Genomic DNA, 20019 nt, shown 5'->3' on the forward strand with positions numbered 1-20019 from the left:
ACAGGGGTACGCGACATGGCCGTGACGCAGGACGACATTCTTTCCACACTCGAACGGCTGACGCTGCCGGGGGGTGGCTCACTTGTCGCCGCCGACATGATTCGCGCGCTGAGCGTCGAATCAGGCGCGGTACGCTTTGTGATCGAGGCACCCGACGCCGACACCGCCCGCCGCATGAACGCAATCAAGGAAGCCGCCGAAAAGATGGTTGGCGAAATGCCGGGGGTCACATCGGTTTCGGTGATCCTGACCGCCCATCAGGCGCCGCCCAGTCTCAAGATCGGGCGCCATCCCACACCACAGGCCGAAGGGCCGCAAAAGGTGCCGGGTGTGGCGCGGATCATCGCTGTTGGTTCGGGCAAGGGTGGAGTCGGGAAGTCGACCGTGTCATCCAATCTGGCCGTCGCTCTGGCGCGGGCGGGCAAGCGGGTGGGGCTTCTTGACGCCGATATATACGGTCCGTCACAACCGCGGATGATGGGGGTTTCAGGCCGCCCGGCGTCGCCGGATGGCAAAACGATCATTCCCCTGTCGGCCCATGGGGTGACGATGATGTCGATCGGGCTGATGCTTGACCCCGACAAAGCGGTCGTCTGGCGCGGTCCGATGTTGATGGGGGCCTTGCAGCAGATGCTGGGGCAGGTGGCCTGGGGTGATCTGGACGTTCTGGTGATCGACCTGCCGCCCGGCACCGGCGACGTGCAACTGACATTGTGTCAGAAGTATGAGGTGACCGGCGCCGTCGTGGTGTCGACGCCACAGGATGTGGCGCTGCTGGATGCGCGCAAGGCGCTGGATATGTTCCGCACGCTGAATACTCCGGTCCTTGGGCTGATCGAGAACATGTCGGTTTTCGTCTGCCCCCATTGCGGAGAGGAATCCCATATCTTCGGCCATGGTGGCGTGAAGGACGAGGCCGCGCGTCTTGGCCTGCCGTTTCTGGGTGCGCTGCCTTTGTCGTTGGACGTACGGGTGTCCGGAGATGGTGGCATTCCGGTGGCGGCCACCGATGCGCCCGAAGCCGAGGCCTATCATGCGCTGGCGGCACGCCTGATTGTAGACGCGAAACTTTAACCACCAAAGTCAGCGGTGGCCGGGGCCGGCTGGGAAGACGTGGGAAAGACCGCGCCCCACGGCCCCGTCCGGGAAATCTTGGGAAACCTGTGGTTCCCGGCAAATCCGCAGACTTTCCCGGCAGACTGGGTGCAGTTTGTACCACCGTTCCCAAAGTTTCCCCGAAATCATCCGAATCACGGGCGCGTGAGTCGCCGTGAGAGCCCCGGATTCGGTCTGATTCTGAAAAGGACCGTGGGATCGACGCTGCACACAGAGCGGATTCCCACCGATAATTTTTGGGTAACCGAAAAATTTCATCGATCGGCCGGACACTACATCTAGTGTTGCCAAAGTGGCTCTTCGCCTAGGTTCAGTAAAATTTAGCTACTCTCTAAAGCGTGTTGTTGCCAAACGGGCACAATTCGGACCGGCAATGCATCTGGCCGGGCATGTTTTTAGTTGCTTCCCACGGTTTCCCATGGCATCCCTTTGAACATCGAAGAGCAGAGCGGGACTAGGCAGCAAGACTGAAACCGGATCAATAAAAACAATGGCATAGGTAGCATACAGGCACCAATTCTTCGAAAACATACGTCCGGTCAACGGACGAAACCGTATCCGGCGCGCGGGCGAGCAGACATCCCCCCAGGTGGCGCGCGCAGTCGGACAACCCCGGTAACGGGTGATCGCGGCGGACCGTACAGTGGCAGCAGTACGGTCCGCCGTTTTCCGTTCAGGGTTCAGCATACACAACATCTGGGGTGGGACAAAGAGGTTTTCAGGCCGTGTTTGGAGTGTTCATCGGAGAGCACGAAAACAAGATCGACACCAAGTACCGGTTGTCGATACCGGCCGATTTCCGTCACGACGTTGAAGAGGCCGACCCGACGTGGTCGTCCGGCAGGAACGCTTCGATGTTCATCGTTTATGGCGATGAACGCCGCCGCCACCTGGAAGTCCTGACGATGAAAGACATGATGAGCATCCACCAGATGATCGCAGAGATGCCCCGCGGCTCTGCCAAACGCGCCGATCTCCAGAACTTCTATGGCGCCAAGGCCGTCAAGGCGACGCTGGATGAAACCGGACGGATCGTCGTTGGCCCCAAGCCGCGCGAAAAGCTCGGGCTGAAACCCGGCGACCTGCTTTATATCATTGGTAAGGGTCAGAACTTTGAGATCTGGCAGCCCGAAGTCTATGACGCCCAGCACGAAGCGGCGCTGCTGAAAGACGACGACTACGATCCCAACCTTGATCCGTCGGCGTGGTTGCCCGCAGTCAGGCCGTGACAACATGGTCGTGACTGCTCCTGCCGCGCCGCATGTTCCGGTACTTCTCCGCCCGCTTCTGGCCGCCGTGGCGCCCGTATCGGGTGTTTGGCTTGACGGTACCTTCGGTGCTGGCGGCTATGCGCGGGGATTGCTTGCGGCGGGTGCGGACCGGGTGATCGGGGTTGATCGCGATCCTGCGGTCTTCGCCATGGCCGAGTCCTGGGCCAAAGAGTTCACGGACCGTCTGAGCCTTGTGCAGGGCACGTTTTCGCAGCTTGACGAACATGCGGGCGAACCGCTTGACGGGGTCGTTCTGGACCTTGGGGTCAGCTCGATGCAACTGGATCAGGCCGACCGGGGGTTTTCCTTTCAAAGGGACGGACCGCTGGACATGCGGATGGGCGACAGTGGTCAGAGCGCCGCCGATCTGGTCAACACAGCTGACGAGCAGCAACTCGCCGATATCCTGTTTCATTTCGGCGAAGAACGCGCCGCCCGCCGCATCGCCCGTGCCATCGTTAAAATCCGCGCCGAGGGCACCATCGATACCACCCGGGCTCTGGCGCGGATTGTTGAGGGTTGCCTGCCGCGTTCCAAACCGGGGCAAAGCCACCCGGCGACCCGTACATTTCAGGCGATCCGTATCGCGGTGAACGACGAATTCGGCGAACTGGTTGCAGGGCTTGAGGCGGCAGAACGTGCGCTGAAACCCGGCGGGCAACTCGCGGTGGTCAGTTTTCACTCGCTGGAAGACCGCGTGGTCAAACGGTTTTTCACTGCGCGTTCCGGCGGGGGCGGGCGGGCCAACCGCTATGCGCCGGAGATCGAGACCGAACAGCCGCGGTTTGACCGGCTGTCCAAGGGCATCGCTGCGGACGATGCCGAACTGGCCGAAAATCCGCGCGCTCGCTCCGCAAGACTGCGTGTGGGGCGGCGCACCGAGGCGTCAGCGGGCCCGGCGGACCGCAGTGCTCTGGGACTGCCAAAATACGACCATCAGGGGGACTGACCGTCATGCGAAACATCTTTTTCATCCTGTCGGCGCTGTCCGTTATGGGATTGGCCTTTTGGGCCTATCACGAGAACTACAAAACCCAGCAGGCGCTGAAGGATGTGGACAAACTGCAACGCGACATCGGCATCCGGCGCGAAGCCATCGCCGTGCTGCGCGCCGAATGGGCCTATCTGAACCGTCCGGACAGATTGCTGGATCTGGCCGCGCTGAACTTTGACCGGCTGGGCCTGTTGCCGCTGAACCCCGAACAACTGGGCCGTGTCGATCAGATTCCATATCCGATTGTGCCCGAACTGGACCTCACCGGAACCGTAACCGTGCAGGGAGATCTGGAGCCATGATGAGAACCCCCCTGCGCCCGCTTGCCCGCATTCTCAAAGCGCGCGAAACCGGTGAAAACCCTGATGCGATCGAAGCCGAGAACCTGCGCCTGCGTCACGAGGAGATGCGCGACCGGTCGCGGTTTCAGGCCGAGGGCCGTCTTTTGGTGTTGTCGGTGTTCTTTTTCTGCGCCTTTGCCGTCGTGGGCGCACGGATGGGTCTTTTGGCCGCGTCCGAGGCTGAAGAACCGCGCGCTCAGACGTCGGGTGCCGGAATCTTTGCCCAGCGCGCCGATATCACGGACCGCAACGGGCGGATTCTTGCGACAAACATGACCACCGACGCGCTGTATGCGCAGCCGCCGCACATGATAGACAAGGCGCACGCGGCACGGGAACTGGCCAAGATCTTCCCGGAATTGGTTGAAAAGGATCTGCTGGACGATTTCACCGGCAAGCGGAAATTTCTGTGGATTCGCAAAAAGCTGAGCCCCGAGCAGAAGCAGGCGGTGCATGACATCGGCGATCCCGGCCTGTTGTTCGGCCCGCGCGAGATGCGGCTTTATCCAAACGGCAAGCTGGCGGCCCATATTCTTGGCGGTGCGCGTTTCGGTCGCGAAGGCGTTCATTCGGCCGAGGTGATCGGTGTTGCCGGGGTCGAAAGTGCGTTCGACGACTATTTGCGTGACCCTGCCCAAGATGGACGACCGCTACAGCTTTCGATTGATCTGACGGTCCAGTCGGCGATTCGTCGGGTGTTGAACGGTGGTATGCGCTTGATGAACGCCAAGGGCGCGGCGGCTGTGTTGATGAATATTCACACGGGCGAAGTTGTTTCGCTTGTCTCTCTGCCCGATTTCGATCCGAACGACCGCCCGCGCCCCCTTTTGAAGGGCGATCCAGCCGACAGCCCGCTGTTCAACCGTGCGGTGCAGGGGGTGTACGAACTTGGTTCAACCTTCAAGATCTTCACTGTGGCCCAGTCGATGGAACTGGGAATAACCAGCGCGAATACAATGGTCGATGCCAATGCACCGATGAAATGGGGCCGGTTCACGATCCGCGAATTTCAGAACAAGAACTATGGTCCGAAACTGTCGGTGACGGATGTTATCGTGAAATCGTCCAACGTCGGTACAGCAAAGATGGCGATGGAGATCGGCGGCACGCGGCAAAAAGAGTTCCTGCGCCGACTTGGCTTTCTTGATCCGACCCCCGTCGAATTGGTCGAGGCGCCGGGCGCCGCACCGCTCTATCCCGCCAATTGGAGCGAGATCACGACGATCACCGCCTCCTATGGTCATGGGATCGCCGCCTCGCCGCTGCATCTGGCCGCGGCATATTCATCGCTGTTGAACGGCGGCACCATGGTGAAACCTACGCTGCTCAAACGCGACCGGGTTGAGTTGGGCGAACGCATCGTGTCCGAACGGGTTTCTGCCGCTGCGGTCGATATGCTGCGTCAGGTCGTCACGCGCGGAACCGCCAGTTTCGGTGCGGTTCCGGGGTACGAGGTGGCGGGCAAGACCGGCACGGCGAACAAGCCAAAGGGCAATGGCGGCTATTATCAGGACAAGAACATCAACACCTTTGCCAGCGTCTTTCCGGCATCGGACCCGCAGTATGTGCTGATCCTGACGATGGACGAGGCATCGGACACGTCCAGCGATCAACCGCGCCGCACCGCAGGCTGGACGGCTGTTCCCGTCGCCGCCGAAGTGATCCGCCGCGCAGCTCCGTTGCTGGGGATCAGACCGATTGTTGAAAAGGTCGAGGTTCCTGAGTTAACACTCACCTCGAACTGAGGCGAGGGCGAGACATGGCCGAAAACGGCAAGGCAGACAGGGTGGCAACACTGGCGGATCTGGGGCTGACCGCCCAAATGGGCCGCGAGGCGCGGATCACCGGGCTGGCGGTCGACAGCCGCGACGTGGTCGAAGGCACGCTGTTCGCGGCGTTGCCGGGCGGCCGGGTGCATGGGGGCGATTTCATCGGCTTTGCCCTGCGCATGGGTGCTAGCGCGATTCTGACCGACCGCGAAGGTGCGCGCCGCGCCGCCGACGATCTTGCGTCGTCATCCGTTGCGTTGGTGGTGGCCGAGGATCCGCGTCAGACGCTGGCGCTGGCTGCTTCGCTGTGGTTCGTCAAACAGCCCGGAACCATCGTCGCCACCACCGGAACCAACGGCAAGACATCGGTCGCCACCTTTACCCGGCAGATCTGGATGGCGCTGGGGCATGTGGCGGTCAACCTAGGAACCACAGGCGTCGAAGGGGCGTATTCTGCGCCGCTGAAACACACGACACCCGAACCGGTTACGCTGCACCGCATGCTGGCGAAACTGGCGAATGCCGGCATCACCCATGCGGCGATGGAGGCTTCGTCACACGGTTTGGACCAGCGGCGGCTGGACGGTGTGCACCTGTCGGCGGCGGCCTTTACCAACATGACCCAGGATCATCTGGATTATCACGCGACGTTCGCGGATTATTTCAAGGCCAAGGCGGGGTTGTTCAGCCGCGTCCTGTCGGAAGATGCCATCGCGGTAATCAATATCGACGGCGCTTATGCCTCCGAAATGGCCCAGGCGGCGGAGTTGCGCGGGCAGGATGTTCTGCGGGTCGGGCGGTCGGGGGATGCAAGCCTGCGCATCCTCAACCAGCGGTTCGATGCCACCGGACAGGATCTGCGGTTTTCGTTCAACGGGCGTGTCGATCAGGTCCGACTGAACCTGATAGGCGGGTTTCAGGCCGAGAATGTTCTGGTCGCGGCCGGGCTGGTCATCGCCTGTGGTGACGATCCGGTCCGGGTGTTCGCCACGCTGCCACAGCTTGAGAATGTACCGGGCCGGATGCAGTTGGCGGCGACGCGCGACAATGGCGCGGCGGTGTTCGTCGATTATGCCCATACGCCTGACGCGCTGGCCACCGCTCTGTCCAACCTGCGGCCCCATGTGATGGGCCGGCTGATCGTTGTTTACGGCGCGGGGGGCGACCGCGACACGTCGAAACGTCCGCTGATGGGGGCGGCTGCGGCGAAACATGCGGATGTTCGAATAGTGACAGATGACAACCCGAGATCCGAGGAACCGGCAGTGATAAGATCGCAAATCCTACAGTCCGACCCCGAGGCGAGCGAGGTCGGCGACCGTGCCGAGGCGATCCTGCGTGGCATTGATGCGCTGGAGCCGGGCGATGCCTTGCTGATCGCAGGCAAGGGCCACGAAAAGGGTCAGACAGTGGGCGATGTCGTGTTTCCCTTTGATGACGTCGAACAGGCCAGCGTCGCTGTCGCCGCTCTGGACGGACATATCGCATGAACCCGCTGTGGACCCGGGACACGGCAGTGCAGGCCACGGGCGGCACCTGTGCGACCGACTGGCAGGCGACCGGCGTCAGCATCGACACCCGCACCCTAGCCCCCGGCGATCTGTTCGTCGCGCTGTCCGATCAGCGCGACGGTCACGAATTTGTCGCACGGGCACTGGCCGCCGGCGCTGTCGCGGCCATGGTATCGCGCATTCCCGACGGCGTCGCGCCCGATGCGCCGCTGTTGCTGGTGCCTGATGTTCTGGCCGCCCTCGGCGACATGGCGCGCGTGGCCCGCGCCCGGACGGATGCGCGGGTGATCGGCATAACCGGATCGGTGGGCAAGACTTCGGCCAAGGAAATGTTGCGCTGCGTTTTGGCCGGGCAGGGCCGGACCCACGCGGCTGAGGCAAGTTACAACAACCATTGGGGCGTGCCGCTGACCCTTGCGCGGATGCCTGCCGACACTGAATTCGCGGTGATCGAGATGGGGATGAACCACCCGGGCGAGATTGCGCCGCTGACGGCCATGACCCGCCCCCATGTCGCCTTGATCACCACCGTGGCCGCCGCGCATCTTGAGGCGTTCGACGACATCGACGGCATCGCGCGTGAAAAGGCCGCGATCTTTGCCGGGCTGGAGCCGGGCGGCATCGCCATCGTGAATCTTGACCTGCCGACAACACCGATCCTGCTGGCAGAGGCCCGGGCGCAGGGTGCGACGATCCTTGGCTATGGGCGGGCCGAGAGTGCGGATTATCGCCTTACAGACATCACGCTGACCGCTGACAGCACTGTGGTGCAGGCGCTGCACGGCGAAGAACGCATGCTGTTCAAGGTGATGAGCCCCGGCAGCCATTTTGCGATGAATGCGCTCGGGGTGCTTGCCACGGCGGGTGCGCTCGACACGGACCCGGCACTTGCAGCCTGTGATATCGCCAAATGGGCACCGCCGCCCGGACGCGGCACCCGGGAAACCGTTCCGCTTGACGCAGGCGAACCTTCGCTGACGATCGAGCTGATCGACGATGCCTTCAACGCCAACCCCACGTCGATGGTTGCCGCGCTCGAGGTTCTGGCGGCAAGCCAGCCGGTGCAGGGGATCGGCCGGATCGCTCAGGGCCGCCGCATTGCCATTCTGGGCGACATGCTTGAACTCGGACCCGACGAAGTTGCGATGCACCGGGCCATCGGCGATCTGCCAACAATCGGCGCGGCCGATCTGGTGCATTGTGTCGGGCCGCTGATGAAACATCTCTGGGACACTCTGCCGGGGGATCAGCGCGGGGTTTGGGTGGCTGCGGCGCCGGAGCTTGCGGCGCAGGCGCACAGGCTGGTGGACGCAGGGGATATTGTGCTGGTCAAGGGCAGCAAGGGGTCAAAGGTCAGTCTGGTTGTTGACGCGATCCGCAAATTGGGCCATCGCGGCGCACGCAACGCGCATCCTGCGGGTCAGAAGGGGATTGACTGAGTGCTGTACTGGCTGACCGAGTTTTCCGACGGCGGCGACGTCTTCAACCTGTTTCGCTATATCACCTTCCGGGCGGGTGCGGCGTTTTTCACTGCACTGATCTTTGGTTTCGTCTTTGGACGACCGCTGATCGAACTGTTGCGCCGCCGCCAGAAATTCGGCCAGCCGATCCGCGAAGACGGGCCGGCCAGCCATATCGAGACAAAGGCGGGTACGCCGACGATGGGTGGCCTGCTGATCCTGTCGGCGCTGGTGATTTCGACACTGCTTTGGGCGCGGCTCGACAATCCCTATGTCTGGATGGTGCTGCTGGTCACCATTGGTTTCGGGATGATTGGCTTTGCCGACGATTACTCCAAGGTCACAAAAAACAGCCATGCCGGGCTGTCGGGACGTATGCGGTTGCTGCTTGGCTTCGCGATTGCCGCCGCTGCGTCGATCTGGGCCGCCTGGCACCACCCCGCCGATCTCAGCTATAATCTCGCATTTCCGGTGTTCAAGAACGTGCTGCTGCATATGGGCTGGTTCTATATCCCCTTCGCAATGTTCGTCATCGTCGGCGCGGCGAATGCGGTGAACCTGACGGACGGATTGGACGGTCTGGCGATCATGCCAGTGATGATCGCTGCGGCAACTCTTGGGGTGATCGCCTATGCGGTGGGCCGGGTCGATTTCACCGACTATCTTGAGGTGCATTATGTGCCGGGCACGGGTGAACTGCTGATATTCACCGCCGGGCTGATCGGCGGTGGCTTGGGGTTCCTGTGGTACAATGCGCCGCCCGCGGCGGTGTTCATGGGCGACACCGGGTCGCTGGCTCTGGGCGGATCGCTGGGCGCAATCGCGGTGGCGATCAAGCATGAACTGGTCCTGGGCATTGTCGGCGGGTTGTTCGTGGTCGAGGCGATGAGCGTGATCATTCAGGTGCTGTATTTCAAACGGACCGGGCGGCGGGTATTCCTGATGGCACCGATCCACCATCATTTCGAAAAACGCGGCTGGGCCGAACCACAGATCGTGATTCGGTTCTGGATCATTTCGCTGATCCTTGCCCTGATTGGTCTCGCAACGCTCAAGCTGCGGTAAAATCGCGCACGGCTGTTGGTCGGTTCTCAGGTGCCTGCCCCCTAGGCGCGGAGCGGCACCTGGGTTAAAGCCTGAGCGCACAGCAATTTGAAGGCATGCCATGATCCCCGCCCAAGGTTACGAAAACGCCCGTGTCGCCGTTCTTGGTCTGGGCCGGTCGGGTATCGCGACGGCCCGCTCTCTCAAGGCGGGCGGTGCCGAACCCCTGTGTTGGGATGATAGCGTCGAGGGCCGGGAGCGGGCCGAGGCCGAAGGCTTTACCGTGGCCGATCCGTCGCACGACTGGACCGGAATCGCCGCGCTGATCGTGTCGCCGGGAATTCCCCATCTCTATCCCGCGCCGCATCCGGTGATCAGCTCTGCGATGGAGGCGGGTGTTCCCGTCGATAACGACATCGGCCTGTTTTTCCGCTCTCTGGCGGTGAATGTCTGGGATCAGTTGGAGATCCTGCCGCGTATCGTGGCCGTGACGGGCAGCAATGGCAAATCCACCACTGCGGCACTGCTCCACCACATTTTTACATCGGTGGGTCGCCCCACGCAATTGGCCGGAAATATCGGGCGCGGTGTTCTGGACATCGATCCGCCCGGCGAAGCTGCGGTGATCGTGTTGGAGCTCAGCAGCTATCAGACCGAACTGGCGCGCGCGCTGACGCCTGACATCGCCGTTTTCACCAACCTGACCCCCGATCATCTGGACCGCCACGGCGGAATGGGTGGCTATTTCGCGGCCAAGCGGCGCCTGTTTGCCGAAGGCGGACCAGATCGCGCGGTGATCGGCGTGGATGAGCCCGAGGGCGCTTATCTGGCCAACCAACTGGCCGAAGGGCCCGCCGACGACCGGCTGATCCGCGTATCGGTGGCACGCAAGCTGACCGGACCGGGATGGTATGTGCAGGCCCGAAAGGGATTCCTGAGCGAGTGGCGCAAGGGCCGTCAGATGGCGAATATCGATCTGCGCGAGATTTCAGGGCTGCCGGGCACTCACAATCATCAAAATGCCTGCGCTGCTTTTGCGGTGGCGCGGGCGCTGGGTCTGGCGCCGCGGATTATTGAGCAGGCGCTGCACAGCTTTGCCGGTTTGCCCCACCGCAGTCAGCTTGTGGGTGAAAAGGACGGTGTGCGTTTCGTCAACGACAGCAAGGCGACGAATGTCGACAGCGCCGAAAAGGCGCTTTTGGCGTTTCAAAACATCCGTTGGATCGCCGGAGGGCTGGGTAAGGACGGTGGTATCTCGGCTTTGGCGCCACATCTGGGCGGCGTGAAAAAGGCCTATCTTATCGGTCACTCGGCCCGGGAATTTGCGCTGCAACTGGGATCGGTGCCGCATGAGATCTGCGAAACCATGGCCGTTGCCGTGGCCCGGGCCGCCGCCGATGCGGAAACCGGCGATACGGTGCTGCTTGCCCCGGCGGCGGCGTCCTTTGATCAATACGCCGACTTTGAAAAACGCGGTGATGATTTTGTGGCCGAGGTGGCGAAACTGCTCTGAGTTTTGGTGGAGCGGCAGGGTGATGCCGCGTCAGGCCCGTTCGGCGATGGCCCGGCCTGCCGCCCAACCCGATGACCAGGCCCATTGAAAGTTGTATCCGCCCAGCCAGCCGGTCACGTCCACCGCTTCGCCTATGGCGAACAGACCGGGGCAGGGGCGGCACTCCATCGTGCGGCTGTCCAGATCACCGGTGTCGATGCCGCCCAAGGTGACTTCCGCGGTGCGGTAGCCCTCGGTGCCGGACGGGTGCAATTCCCAGCCGTGCAACAGATCGGCGACCTGGCGCAGGCGGGCGTCGGAACAATCGGCCAGATTGCCGCTCAGCCCGTGCGCGGCAACCAGATCGGCGGCCAACCGTGCAGGCAGCAGATCGCCAAGATGGGTTGCCAGCGCCTTGCGCCCCGCCGTTGTGCGCCTTTCGCGCAGAGTATCGAACAGCGAAACGCCGGGCGACAGATCGACAAGAACCGCTTCGCCTTCGTGCCAATAGGATGAGGCCTGAAGCACCGCCGGACCGGACAACCCGCGGTGGGTGAACAACATCGCTTCATCAAAGCTCGTCCCACCCGCGCTGATGCGCACCGGCGCGGCAACTCCGGCCAGCGGACGAAAGCGGGCCATGACATCGTCACCAAAGGTCAACGGCACTAGACCCGGGCGCGTGTCGGTCAGCCGGACGCCGAATTGCCGCGCCAAAGTATAGGCCAACCCGGTTGCACCCATCTTGGGAATTGATTTGCCGCCCGTCGCCAGCACCAGATGGCGCGCGGTGACGGTGACCGGCGTGCCGTCACGCTCAAGGTCGGCGGTGAACAGTTTGCCATCGTGGCGAACCGCACGGATTGCCGTTTTCAGCCATAGGTTCGCGCCCGACATCTCGGCCAGCAGCATGGCGATGATATCCTTGGCCGAATGGTCGCAGAAAAGCTGACCCAGCGTTTTTTCATGCCAAGGGATCGAGTGACGCGCGACAAGATCAAGGAAATCCCACTGCGTATACCGTGAAAGCGCGGATTTGCAGAAATGTGGGTTGGCCGACAGAAATGCCGCCGGATCGGTGTGGAGATTGGTGAAATTGCACCGCCCACCCCCGGAAATCCGGATTTTTTCGCCCGGTGCCCGCGCATGATCGACGATCAACACGCCGCCTCCGGGCTTGCCGTTTTTGTGGCCCGCATGCGCGGCACACATCATGCCGGCTGCACCGGCGCCAAGGATCAGGGTGTCGAAATGCTCCATATCTCCTGTGACCACGTTGCGGTTGGCGCGGCAAGGGGGCAACGATGTGGCAGAGATCGCGCAAAACTCTGGCATGACCGGAAAATTCGCGCTATTGTTTGGCTCAGACCCGGACAACCGGGCACGTTCCAAGGCAGCGGGCAGCAGTCAAATGACAGAAATGGTGTACGGCACGGTTCCCATGCAGGGCGGTGAGCCGATTCTTCCGCGATGGTGGAACACGATCGACCGATGGTCGCTGTCGTGTATTCTGCTGTTGTTCGGTGTCGGCTTGTTGTTGGGGCTTGCGGCGTCGCCGCCTTTGGCCGCGCGCAACGGGTTCGAACCGTTTTATTATGTCAAGAAACAGGCCGTGTTCGGTGGCGCGGCCCTGATGGCGCTGTGGATCACCACGCTGATGTCGCCCGTTCTGGTGCGGCGTCTGGCGGTGATCGGGTTCATGGGGTCATTTGTGGCGCTTGCGTTGCTGCCGGTGTTCGGCACGGATTTCGGCAAGGGTGCAGTGCGATGGTATTCGCTTGGCTTTGCCAGCCTCCAGCCATCCGAGTTTCTGAAGCCCGGGTTCATCGTCGTCGCCGCCTGGATGCTTGCCGCCAGTTACGAGGTGGGCGGACCGCCGGGCAAGACGTTCTCGCTGATCCTGTGCGTTACGGTCGTGGCATTTCTGGCATTGCAGCCGGATTTCGGTCAGGCGGCGCTGGTGCTGTTTTCATGGGGCGTGATGTATTTCGTTGCCGGGGCGCCGATCACCCTGCTTGTCGGGCTGGCGGCAAGCGTCGTGTTTCTGGGCACCTTCGCCTATAACAACTCGCAACACTTTGCGCGGCGGATCGATGGGTTCCTGTCGGCCGATCTGGATCCGACGACGCAGCTTGGCTATGCCACAAATGCAATCCGCGAAGGTGGTTTCTGGGGTGTCGGCGTCGGCGAGGGGCAGGTCAAATGGTCGCTGCCTGACGCGCATACGGATTTTATCATCGCGGTGGCCGCCGAAGAATACGGGCTGCTCTTGGTGATGTGCATCATTGCGCTTTACGCCACCGTGGTCGTGCGGTCGCTGATCCGGCTGATGCGCGAGCGTGATCCGTTCATCCGGCTTGCGGGCACGGGTCTGGCCTGTGTGTTCGGCGTGCAGGCAATGATCAACATGGGCGTCGCGGTGCGGCTGTTGCCGGCCAAGGGCATGACGCTGCCTTTCGTCAGCTATGGCGGTTCTTCGGTGATCGCGAGCGGTATTGCCGTCGGTATGTTGCTGGCGTTTACGCGGGTGCGTCCGCAGGGTGAAATCGGCGATATCCTGATCCAGCGGGGGCGCTGAGATGCGGTGCGCTCTTCGGTCCGTGCCGGCCCTCATCGCGGTGCCCGGGCGGTGAGTGCGCCGCTGATCGTGATCGCCGCAGGCGGCACGGGCGGGCATATGTTCCCGGCGCAGGCCTTGGCGGAAGCGATGCTGGCGCGAGGCTGGCGGGTGAAACTGTCGACCGACGCCCGCGGTGCGCGATATACCGACGGATTTCCGGGGGCCGTGGGGATCGAACAGGTGCCAGCCGCCACCTTTGCGCGGGGTGGCCTGTTCGCCAAGGCGGCGGTGCCGTTTCGTATTCTGGCGGGGGCAATGCGGGCGCGGGCGTCGATGCGCCGCGATCCGCCTGCCGTTGTCATCGGATTTGGCGGCTATCCCGCTGTTCCTGCGATGCTTGCCGCCACCATGCTGCGTCTGCCCCGACTGATCCATGAACAGAACGGCGTGCTTGGCCGGGTGAACCAGCTTTTCGCCCGCCATGTCCATGCGGTTGCCTGTGGCACCTGGCCAACGGCTCTGCCCGGCGGTGTCAAAGGTGTGCATATCGGCAATCCGGTTCGTGCCGCAATTTTGGAACTGGCCGCCAGTCCCTATGATTTGCCGGGCGACAGGGCATCGGTGCTGGTGATGGGGGGCAGTCAGGGCGCACGCATTCTGTCTGATGTTGTTCCCGCCGCACTGGCGCTGCTGCCCGACGCGCGGCGTGCGGGTCTGACCGTGGCCCATCAAGCCCGGGTCGAGGATCACGAGCGGGTGACCGAGGCCTATCGCGCCGCCGGGATCACCGCTGATGTGCGGGCCTTTTTTGACGATGCGCCGCAGCGGTTCCGCGATGCGCAGCTGGTGATCACCCGATCGGGTGCGTCGACCATGGCTGACATAACCGTGATTGGCCGTCCGGCGATTCTGGTTCCCTTGGCCGCCGCCATCCGCGATGAGCAATCCGCAAATGCCCGTGCCTTGGTCGAGGCCGGAGCCGCGTCCCTGATGAACGAAACCGAATTCACAGCCGAAGCCCTTGCCGCAGAAACCGCTGCCATCCTGTCCGATCCCGTCCGTGCGGCGCGGATGGCCGCCGCCGCCCTGTCACTGGGCCGTCCCGATGCCACCCAGCGCCTTGTCGCGCTGATCGATTCCCTGTTACCGCCCGAGAACCGCCAGGAGACTGCGGATGTTTGATGTCCTGAAAGAGCCCGCCATGAACGCTGCAACCAAACTGCCCACTCAGATGGGACCCATTCACTTTGTCGGAATTGGCGGCATCGGCATGTCCGGCATTGCCGAAGTGCTGCTGAACCACGGATATACCGTGCAGGGGTCTGACCTGAAGGCATCGCCGATCACCGAACGGCTGGAGACTTTGGGCGCGACCGTGTTCACCGGGCAGCGCGCCGAGAATCTGGACAAGGCCGAGGTGGTCGTGATCTCGTCGGCGATCAAGAAGGGCAACCCGGAATTGGACGCTGCCCGTCTGCGCGGCTTGCCGGTGGTGCGCCGGGCCGAAATGCTGGCCGAACTGATGCGGCTGAAATCCAACATCGCCGTCGCGGGCACCCATGGCAAGACGACGACAACCACCATGGTTGCGGCCCTGCTGGACGAAGGCGGGATCGACCCGACCGTGATCAACGGCGGCATCATCCACGCCTATGGATCGAACGCGCGGATGGGGCAGGGCGAATGGATGGTCGTCGAGGCGGACGAATCCGACGGCACCTTCAACCGGTTGCCCGCCACCATCGCTATCGTGACCAATATCGATCCCGAACATATGGAGCATTGGGGCGATTTCGACACCCTGCGTCAGGGGTTTCTGGATTTCGTGAGCAACATCCCGTTCTACGGGCTTGCCGTGTGCTGCACCGACCACCCCGAAGTACAGGTGCTGGTGGGCCGGATCACCGACCGGCGTGTCGTCACCTTTGGGTTCAACGCTCAGGCCGATGTGCGGGCGGTGAACCTGCGGTATGAAAAAGGCGTCGCGCATTTCGATATCGCGCTTCAGGCCGAGGATGTGGTGATCGAGGGCTGCACCCTGCCAATGCCCGGCGATCACAACGTTTCCAACGCCCTTGCGGCGGTGGCCGTGGCGCGGCACCTTGGCATGTCCGACGATGCAATCCGCAAGGCATTGGCCGCCTTTGGTGGCGTCAACCGGCGCTTTACCCGGGTGGGCGAAGTGAACGGCGTGACGATCATCGACGATTACGGTCACCATCCGGTGGAAATTGCCGCCGTTCTCAAAGCCGCGCGTCAGGCCAGCGAAGGCCGGGTGATCGCCGTGCATCAGCCGCACCGGTACTCGCGGCTTGCCTCGCTGTTCGAAGATTTCTGCACCTGTTTCAACGAGGCCGATGTGGTTGCCATTGCCGATGTCTTTGCAGCCGGTGAAGAGCCGATTGAAGGCGCCGGGCGCGACGATCTGGTCACTGGCCTGATCCGTCACGGCCATCGTCACGCCCGCGCCATCCGCGACGAAGATGATCTGGAACGTCTGGTGCGCGAACAGGCGCGGCCCGGTGATATCGTGGTTTGCCTTGGCGCCGGTACGATTTCGACCTGGGCGAACGGGTTGCCAGCGCGACTTGCTTCGGACGGTTGATGGATGGAGGTCATGTTCCTCCTCCTCTGTTCTGCCTTCGGGCCGGGCTTTTGGTCGGGGATCAGCCTGCCTTTTCGCTTGGTCTGGCCCGTGGCCGCGCTAGCGGTGATTGGCGGGCTGGCGATTGCCGTTCTGCTCAACATGGGAGGCAGAGCGGTGATTGGCGGGCTGGCGATTGCCGTTCTGCTCAACATCGGGGGCAGTTTGCTGAACGGTCCCGACATGCCATGGATGGTCGTTCCCGGCGTCGTTCTGCTTCTGCTGGGGCAGGCGGTTGGCCCGCTGAAATGGCGTGAAGGCGGTGCGTTGTGAGCGCGGCACTGATCGCTGGCTGCCTTTGGGTTCTAGTCGCGTCCCTGACGGCGATACTGCCGATGCGCCGGCAATATGCACCCGGCATCGCGTTGCTGATCGGCGCACCGGTTTTGATCGGCTGGATCGGCGTTGCGCATGGACCCTGGGTGGCGCTGGCTGTGCTGGCTGCCGCCCTGTCGATGTTTCGCAGGCCATTGATCTATCTGGCGCGGCGGATGATCGGTCTGACCATTTCCCACCCCGAGACAAGCGCGCAAGCCAGTGAGGAGAGTCCCCGATGTCCCTGTCCCTGATCCTTGCCAGCCTGTGGTTCCTTGCGGCCAACGTCGGCGCCATCCTGCCCAGCGGGCGCAATCACTGGCCGCTGGCATGGTGCCTGATTGCGGTCGGCATTCCGCTGTTGGGGTTCGTCACCTGGCAGCATGGCCCCTGGGTGGGTCTGCTGGTGCTGGCAGGCGGAGCGTCAATCCTGCGCTGGCCCCTGCGGCATCTGGTGGACTGGATGAAGCGCCGCGCCCACCGGCCCTGAAGCCGGATGCCGCCGCCTCGATATGGCATTGTCCATATAGCGGCACGCGCTCAAGCATCCCCGGGATTATGCATATGACTGAACGCGATATGGGGCTGGCGGAAATCTGTCAGATCGAAATTCGCGAAATCCTTGGGTGGAATTTGATTCATTTCAAAGGCCACATGCTCTAAAAGGCAGAAAACTGCGAGCATCCCATGACCCTTCCCATCCCCCGCGGCATTCTTACCGCGAACCGTCCTCTTGCTGATCTGACATGGCTGCGCGTTGGCGGGCCTGCGGATTATCTGTTTCAGCCGGCGGATATCGAGGATCTGCAATCCTTCCTGCGTGATCTCGACGCTGATATTCCGGTGTTTCCCATGGGCGTGGGCAGCAACCTGATCGTGCGCGACGGGGGAATCCGTGCCGTGGTGATCCGCCTTGGGCGGGGGTTCAACACCATCACGATTGACGGCACCATGGTTACTGCCGGGGCCGCCGCACTGGATGCGCATGTGGCGCGCAAAGCCGCCGAGCAAGGCGTAGACCTGACGTTTCTGCGCACCATTCCCGGCGCCATCGGCGGGGCGGTGCGAATGAATGCGGGGTGCTACGGGCGTTATATTGCCGATGATCTGATGCAGGCCCGGGCGGTGCTGCGCGATGGATCGCTGATAACGCTGACGCCTGATGAGCTGAATTTCAGCTATCGCCATTCCACTTTGGCGGACGGTGCGGTGCTGATCGATGCCACGTTCAAAGCGCCCTCGGGCGATCCGGCGGTGCTGTCCGCGCGGATGGATGAACAACTGGCAAAACGCGATGCCACCCAGCCGACCAAGGATCGCACGGCGGGCAGCACCTTTCGCAATCCGGCGGGGTTTTCCAGTACGGGCGCGGCCGACGATACCCATGATCTGAAGGCGTGGAAGGTGATTGATGATGCCGGTCTGCGCGGTCACAGACGGGGCGGGGCACAGATGTCGCCAAAGCACCCCAACTTTCTGGTCAACGCCGACAATGCGAGTGCCGCAGATCTTGAGGGGCTTGGCGAAGAGGTGCGCGAAAAGGTCTTTCAAAACAGCGAAATTCGTCTAGAGTGGGAAATTATGCGTGTCGGCGAACCGGCACCCTGATTTCGTACACGACCAAGACCAGGCAGAAACGGGCGAACCAGCCCGAAATAATTAAAAATATGGCCGATACAGGCCATGCGAGGCGATAAGTGACGGGTATGTCGAGCAGGACATCCCTCAAGGTTGCAGTATTGATGGGCGGACCCTCGGCCGAGCGCGAGGTGTCTCTGTCGTCGGGGCGCGAATGCGCTGCTGCGCTGCGGGGCGAAGGATTCAACGTGGTCACTCTGGACGCGGGCGTCGATTTGCCTGCGCGATTGGCCGAAGAGCGCCCGGATGTGGTGTTCAACGCTCTGCATGGACGGTGGGGCGAAGACGGCTGTGTGCAGGGCCTGCTGGAATGGCTGCGCATCCCTTATACCCACTCTGGCGTGCTTGCCTCGGCCATGGCGATGGACAAGGAGCGCAGCAAAGACGCGTTCCGCAAGGCCGGCCTGCCGGTGGTTGCATCGCTTTTGGCCCAAGCGCGGCATGTTCAGGCCTCTCATGTCATGGACCCGCCCTATGTCGTCAAACCCTATAACGAAGGGTCGAGCGTCGGGGTCTATCTGGTGCATGAGGCGGCGAATGGCCCACCGCAACTTTCTGCCGATATGCCTGAATGGGTGATGGTTGAACGGTTTGCACCGGGGCGCGAGCTGACCACCACAGTCATGGGGGCGGGTGCCGAATATGATGCGCGGGCGCTGACCGTCACGGATATCGTGACCGACGGCTGGTATGACTACGACGCGAAATACAAACCCGGCGGATCGCGCCATGTGGTGCCTGCCGTGATCCCGCGTGAAATCCACTCGGCCTGTCTCGACTTTGCCCTGCGCGCCCATGAGGTGTTGGGGTGCCGGGGCGTGTCGCGCACCGATTTCCGGTGGGATGAAACCCGCGGGCTGGACGGGCTGATCTTGCTGGAAACCAACACTCAACCGGGAATGACGCCGACATCGCTTGCACCCGAACAGGCGGCCCATTGCGGCATAACGTTTGGCGAGCTCTGCGCCTGGATGGTCGAGGATGCGTCATGCGACAGATAAGAACCGCGCCGCGCCGCGATCCCGCCCCATCCCGCATGGCGTACCGGATGCAGCGTCTGCTGCTGACGCCGTTCATCCGCCGTCTGGTCTGGGTCGGGTTTCCGGTGCTTTGCCTTTCGTCGGCGCTGGGCCTGTATCTGGCCGATCAGGAGCGGCGCGATGCAATCACGCTGATGGTGCATGACATCAAGGCGGCGGTGCGCGAACGGCCCGAATTCATGGTCAAGCTGATGGCGATTGACGGTGCTTCGGCAGGTGTCGCCGACGATATCCGCGAGGCAGTCCCGGTGGATTTCCCGGTGTCTTCCTTTGATCTGGACTTGCCGCAGATGCTGCACGACGTCGCCGCTCTGGATGCTGTGGCACGGGCCGATCTGCGTATCCGTCCGGGCGGCGTGTTGCAGATCGAAGTGGTCGAACGCGTCCCGGTTGCCGTCTGGCGCAACGAGGACTCGCTTGATCTGTTGGATGTCGAGGGCCACCGCGTTGCCCCGCTGGCCAGTCGGTCGGTCCGTCACGATCTGCCGCTGATTGCCGGATGGGGTGCGGAAAAAGCGGTGGCCGAGGGTGTCGCTCTGGTTGCCACCGGGGCACCGCTGTCGGATCGCCTGCGCGGTCTGGTCCGGGTCGGGGAGCGGCGCTGGGATGTGATCCTGGCCGACGGTCAGCGGATCATGCTGCCCGAAGAGGGCGCGATCGACGCGTTGGAACAGGTGATCGCGCTGGATCAGGCACAGGATATCCTTGCCCGCAATGTTGTGGACATCGACATGCGCAACAACCGACGGCCCACTGTGCGGCTGGGGGAAGTGGCGTCGGAAGAGTTGCGCCAGATCAGGCTTCTGGAATTGGGAGTGGATTGA

Annotated in this window: 19 protein-coding genes; 18 read left to right on the forward strand and 1 reads right to left on the reverse strand. The window is 62.6% G+C overall.

Going from position 1 to position 20019, the window contains the following annotated elements; all coding sequences use genetic code 11:
• The first annotated feature begins 15 nt into the window (after positions 1–15).
• From FQ320_RS12535 to murD, 9 genes are all read left to right on the forward strand, one after another.
• A complete protein-coding gene (locus tag FQ320_RS12535) occupies positions 16–1074 on the forward strand; it encodes an Mrp/NBP35 family ATP-binding protein (protein WP_148472724.1) in 1059 nt (352 codons plus the stop codon).
• 767 nt (positions 1075–1841) lie between these two features.
• On the forward strand, positions 1842–2345 hold the full coding sequence (locus FQ320_RS12540; RefSeq protein ID WP_148472726.1) for a division/cell wall cluster transcriptional repressor MraZ: 504 nt from the start codon (positions 1842–1844) through the stop codon (positions 2343–2345).
• A gap of 4 nt (positions 2346–2349) precedes the next feature.
• Positions 2350–3336: a 16S rRNA (cytosine(1402)-N(4))-methyltransferase RsmH gene (rsmH, locus tag FQ320_RS12545; protein ID WP_148472728.1), complete on the forward strand. Its 987-nt coding sequence runs from the start codon at positions 2350–2352 to the stop codon at positions 3334–3336.
• 5 nt (positions 3337–3341) lie between these two features.
• Positions 3342–3683: a cell division protein FtsL gene (locus tag FQ320_RS12550; protein ID WP_148472729.1), complete on the forward strand. Its 342-nt coding sequence runs from the start codon at positions 3342–3344 to the stop codon at positions 3681–3683.
• Positions 3680–5467, forward strand: a complete 1788-nt coding sequence (locus FQ320_RS12555; protein ID WP_148472731.1) for a penicillin-binding protein 2 — start codon at positions 3680–3682, stop codon at positions 5465–5467. The genes FQ320_RS12550 and FQ320_RS12555 overlap by 4 nt, the downstream gene beginning before the upstream one ends.
• A 14-nt stretch (positions 5468–5481) precedes the next feature.
• The gene (locus FQ320_RS12560; RefSeq protein ID WP_148472733.1) at positions 5482–6981 is read left to right on the forward strand and encodes a UDP-N-acetylmuramoyl-L-alanyl-D-glutamate--2,6-diaminopimelate ligase; all 1500 of its coding nucleotides are present in this window, start codon (positions 5482–5484) and stop codon (positions 6979–6981) included.
• Positions 6978–8441, forward strand: coding sequence for a UDP-N-acetylmuramoyl-tripeptide--D-alanyl-D-alanine ligase (murF, locus tag FQ320_RS12565; protein WP_148472735.1), 1464 nt, complete (start codon positions 6978–6980; stop codon positions 8439–8441). Before FQ320_RS12560 ends, murF begins: the two co-directional genes overlap by 4 nt.
• Positions 8442–9527: a phospho-N-acetylmuramoyl-pentapeptide-transferase gene (gene mraY, locus FQ320_RS12570; protein ID WP_148472737.1), complete on the forward strand. Its 1086-nt coding sequence runs from the start codon at positions 8442–8444 to the stop codon at positions 9525–9527.
• A gap of 100 nt (positions 9528–9627) precedes the next feature.
• Positions 9628–11019: a UDP-N-acetylmuramoyl-L-alanine--D-glutamate ligase gene (gene murD / locus FQ320_RS12575; protein ID WP_148472738.1), complete on the forward strand. Its 1392-nt coding sequence runs from the start codon at positions 9628–9630 to the stop codon at positions 11017–11019.
• A 30-nt stretch (positions 11020–11049) separates the two neighbouring features.
• On the opposite strand, the gene FQ320_RS12580 is transcribed toward murD, so the two are convergent.
• On the reverse strand, positions 11050–12258 hold the full coding sequence (locus tag FQ320_RS12580; RefSeq protein WP_148472740.1) for an NAD(P)/FAD-dependent oxidoreductase: 1209 nt from the start codon (positions 12256–12258) through the stop codon (positions 11050–11052).
• Positions 12259–12409: 151 nt separating this feature from the next.
• Between FQ320_RS12580 and FQ320_RS12585 the strand changes: the two genes are divergently transcribed.
• The 9 genes from FQ320_RS12585 (at position 12410) to FQ320_RS12625 (ending at position 20019) form a co-directional block, all read left to right on the forward strand.
• On the forward strand, positions 12410–13576 hold the full coding sequence (locus FQ320_RS12585; protein WP_148472742.1) for a putative peptidoglycan glycosyltransferase FtsW: 1167 nt from the start codon (positions 12410–12412) through the stop codon (positions 13574–13576).
• Between the two features lie 51 nt (positions 13577–13627).
• Entirely contained in the window at positions 13628–14740 is a 1113-nt protein-coding gene (gene murG, locus FQ320_RS12590; RefSeq protein WP_148472744.1) for an undecaprenyldiphospho-muramoylpentapeptide beta-N-acetylglucosaminyltransferase, read from the forward strand.
• A gap of 19 nt (positions 14741–14759) precedes the next feature.
• Positions 14760–16163, forward strand: coding sequence for a UDP-N-acetylmuramate--L-alanine ligase (gene murC / locus FQ320_RS12595; protein WP_148472974.1), 1404 nt, complete (start codon positions 14760–14762; stop codon positions 16161–16163).
• A gap of 12 nt (positions 16164–16175) precedes the next feature.
• Positions 16176–16475, forward strand: a complete 300-nt coding sequence (locus FQ320_RS12600) for a hypothetical protein (protein ID WP_148472746.1) — start codon at positions 16176–16178, stop codon at positions 16473–16475.
• Positions 16472–16771 carry a DUF2484 family protein gene (locus FQ320_RS12605; RefSeq protein WP_148472748.1) on the forward strand — a complete coding sequence of 100 codons (300 nt, stop codon included), beginning with the start codon at positions 16472–16474 and terminating at the stop codon, positions 16769–16771. Before FQ320_RS12600 ends, FQ320_RS12605 begins: the two co-directional genes overlap by 4 nt.
• Positions 16756–17007, forward strand: a complete 252-nt coding sequence (locus FQ320_RS12610) for a DUF2484 family protein (RefSeq protein WP_148472750.1) — start codon at positions 16756–16758, stop codon at positions 17005–17007. The genes FQ320_RS12605 and FQ320_RS12610 overlap by 16 nt, the downstream gene beginning before the upstream one ends.
• 197 nt (positions 17008–17204) lie before the next feature.
• Positions 17205–18125: a UDP-N-acetylmuramate dehydrogenase gene (gene murB, locus FQ320_RS12615; RefSeq protein ID WP_148472752.1), complete on the forward strand. Its 921-nt coding sequence runs from the start codon at positions 17205–17207 to the stop codon at positions 18123–18125.
• A 134-nt stretch (positions 18126–18259) separates the two neighbouring features.
• Positions 18260–19156, forward strand: a complete 897-nt coding sequence (locus FQ320_RS12620) for a D-alanine--D-alanine ligase (RefSeq protein ID WP_370513056.1) — start codon at positions 18260–18262, stop codon at positions 19154–19156.
• A complete protein-coding gene (locus FQ320_RS12625) occupies positions 19144–20019 on the forward strand; it encodes a cell division protein FtsQ/DivIB (RefSeq protein WP_148472756.1) in 876 nt (291 codons plus the stop codon). Before FQ320_RS12620 ends, FQ320_RS12625 begins: the two co-directional genes overlap by 13 nt.

The organism is Oceaniovalibus sp. ACAM 378, assembly GCF_008085915.1.
In the GTDB taxonomy this organism is placed as follows: domain Bacteria; phylum Pseudomonadota; class Alphaproteobacteria; order Rhodobacterales; family Rhodobacteraceae; genus Oceaniglobus.

What these genes read in the sequence shown, in the direction of transcription:
- FQ320_RS12535 (WP_148472724.1), top strand. Translation starts at nt 16, where the DNA reads ATGGCCGTGACGCAGGACGACATTCTTTCCACACTCGAACGGCTGACG.
- FQ320_RS12550 (WP_148472729.1), top strand. Translation starts at nt 3,342, where the DNA reads ATGCGAAACATCTTTTTCATCCTGTCGGCGCTGTCCGTTATGGGATTG.
- FQ320_RS12555 (WP_148472731.1), top strand. Translation starts at nt 3,680, where the DNA reads ATGATGAGAACCCCCCTGCGCCCGCTTGCCCGCATTCTCAAAGCGCGC.
- murF (WP_148472735.1), top strand. Translation starts at nt 6,978, where the DNA reads ATGAACCCGCTGTGGACCCGGGACACGGCAGTGCAGGCCACGGGCGGC.
- murC (WP_148472974.1), top strand. Translation starts at nt 14,760, where the DNA reads ATGAACGCTGCAACCAAACTGCCCACTCAGATGGGACCCATTCACTTT.
- murD (WP_148472738.1), top strand. Translation starts at nt 9,628, where the DNA reads ATGATCCCCGCCCAAGGTTACGAAAACGCCCGTGTCGCCGTTCTTGGT.
- murB (WP_148472752.1), top strand. Translation starts at nt 17,205, where the DNA reads ATGACCCTTCCCATCCCCCGCGGCATTCTTACCGCGAACCGTCCTCTT.
- FQ320_RS12600 (WP_148472746.1), top strand. Translation starts at nt 16,176, where the DNA reads ATGTTCCTCCTCCTCTGTTCTGCCTTCGGGCCGGGCTTTTGGTCGGGG.
- FQ320_RS12620 (WP_370513056.1), top strand. Translation starts at nt 18,260, where the DNA reads ATGGGCGGACCCTCGGCCGAGCGCGAGGTGTCTCTGTCGTCGGGGCGC.
- FQ320_RS12610 (WP_148472750.1), top strand. Translation starts at nt 16,756, where the DNA reads ATGTCCCTGTCCCTGATCCTTGCCAGCCTGTGGTTCCTTGCGGCCAAC.
- FQ320_RS12585 (WP_148472742.1), top strand. Translation starts at nt 12,410, where the DNA reads ATGACAGAAATGGTGTACGGCACGGTTCCCATGCAGGGCGGTGAGCCG.
- rsmH (WP_148472728.1), top strand. Translation starts at nt 2,350, where the DNA reads ATGGTCGTGACTGCTCCTGCCGCGCCGCATGTTCCGGTACTTCTCCGC.
- FQ320_RS12625 (WP_148472756.1), top strand. Translation starts at nt 19,144, where the DNA reads ATGCGACAGATAAGAACCGCGCCGCGCCGCGATCCCGCCCCATCCCGC.
- FQ320_RS12580 (WP_148472740.1), bottom strand. Translation starts at nt 12,258, where the DNA reads ATGGAGCATTTCGACACCCTGATCCTTGGCGCCGGTGCAGCCGGCATG.
- FQ320_RS12560 (WP_148472733.1), top strand. Translation starts at nt 5,482, where the DNA reads ATGGCCGAAAACGGCAAGGCAGACAGGGTGGCAACACTGGCGGATCTG.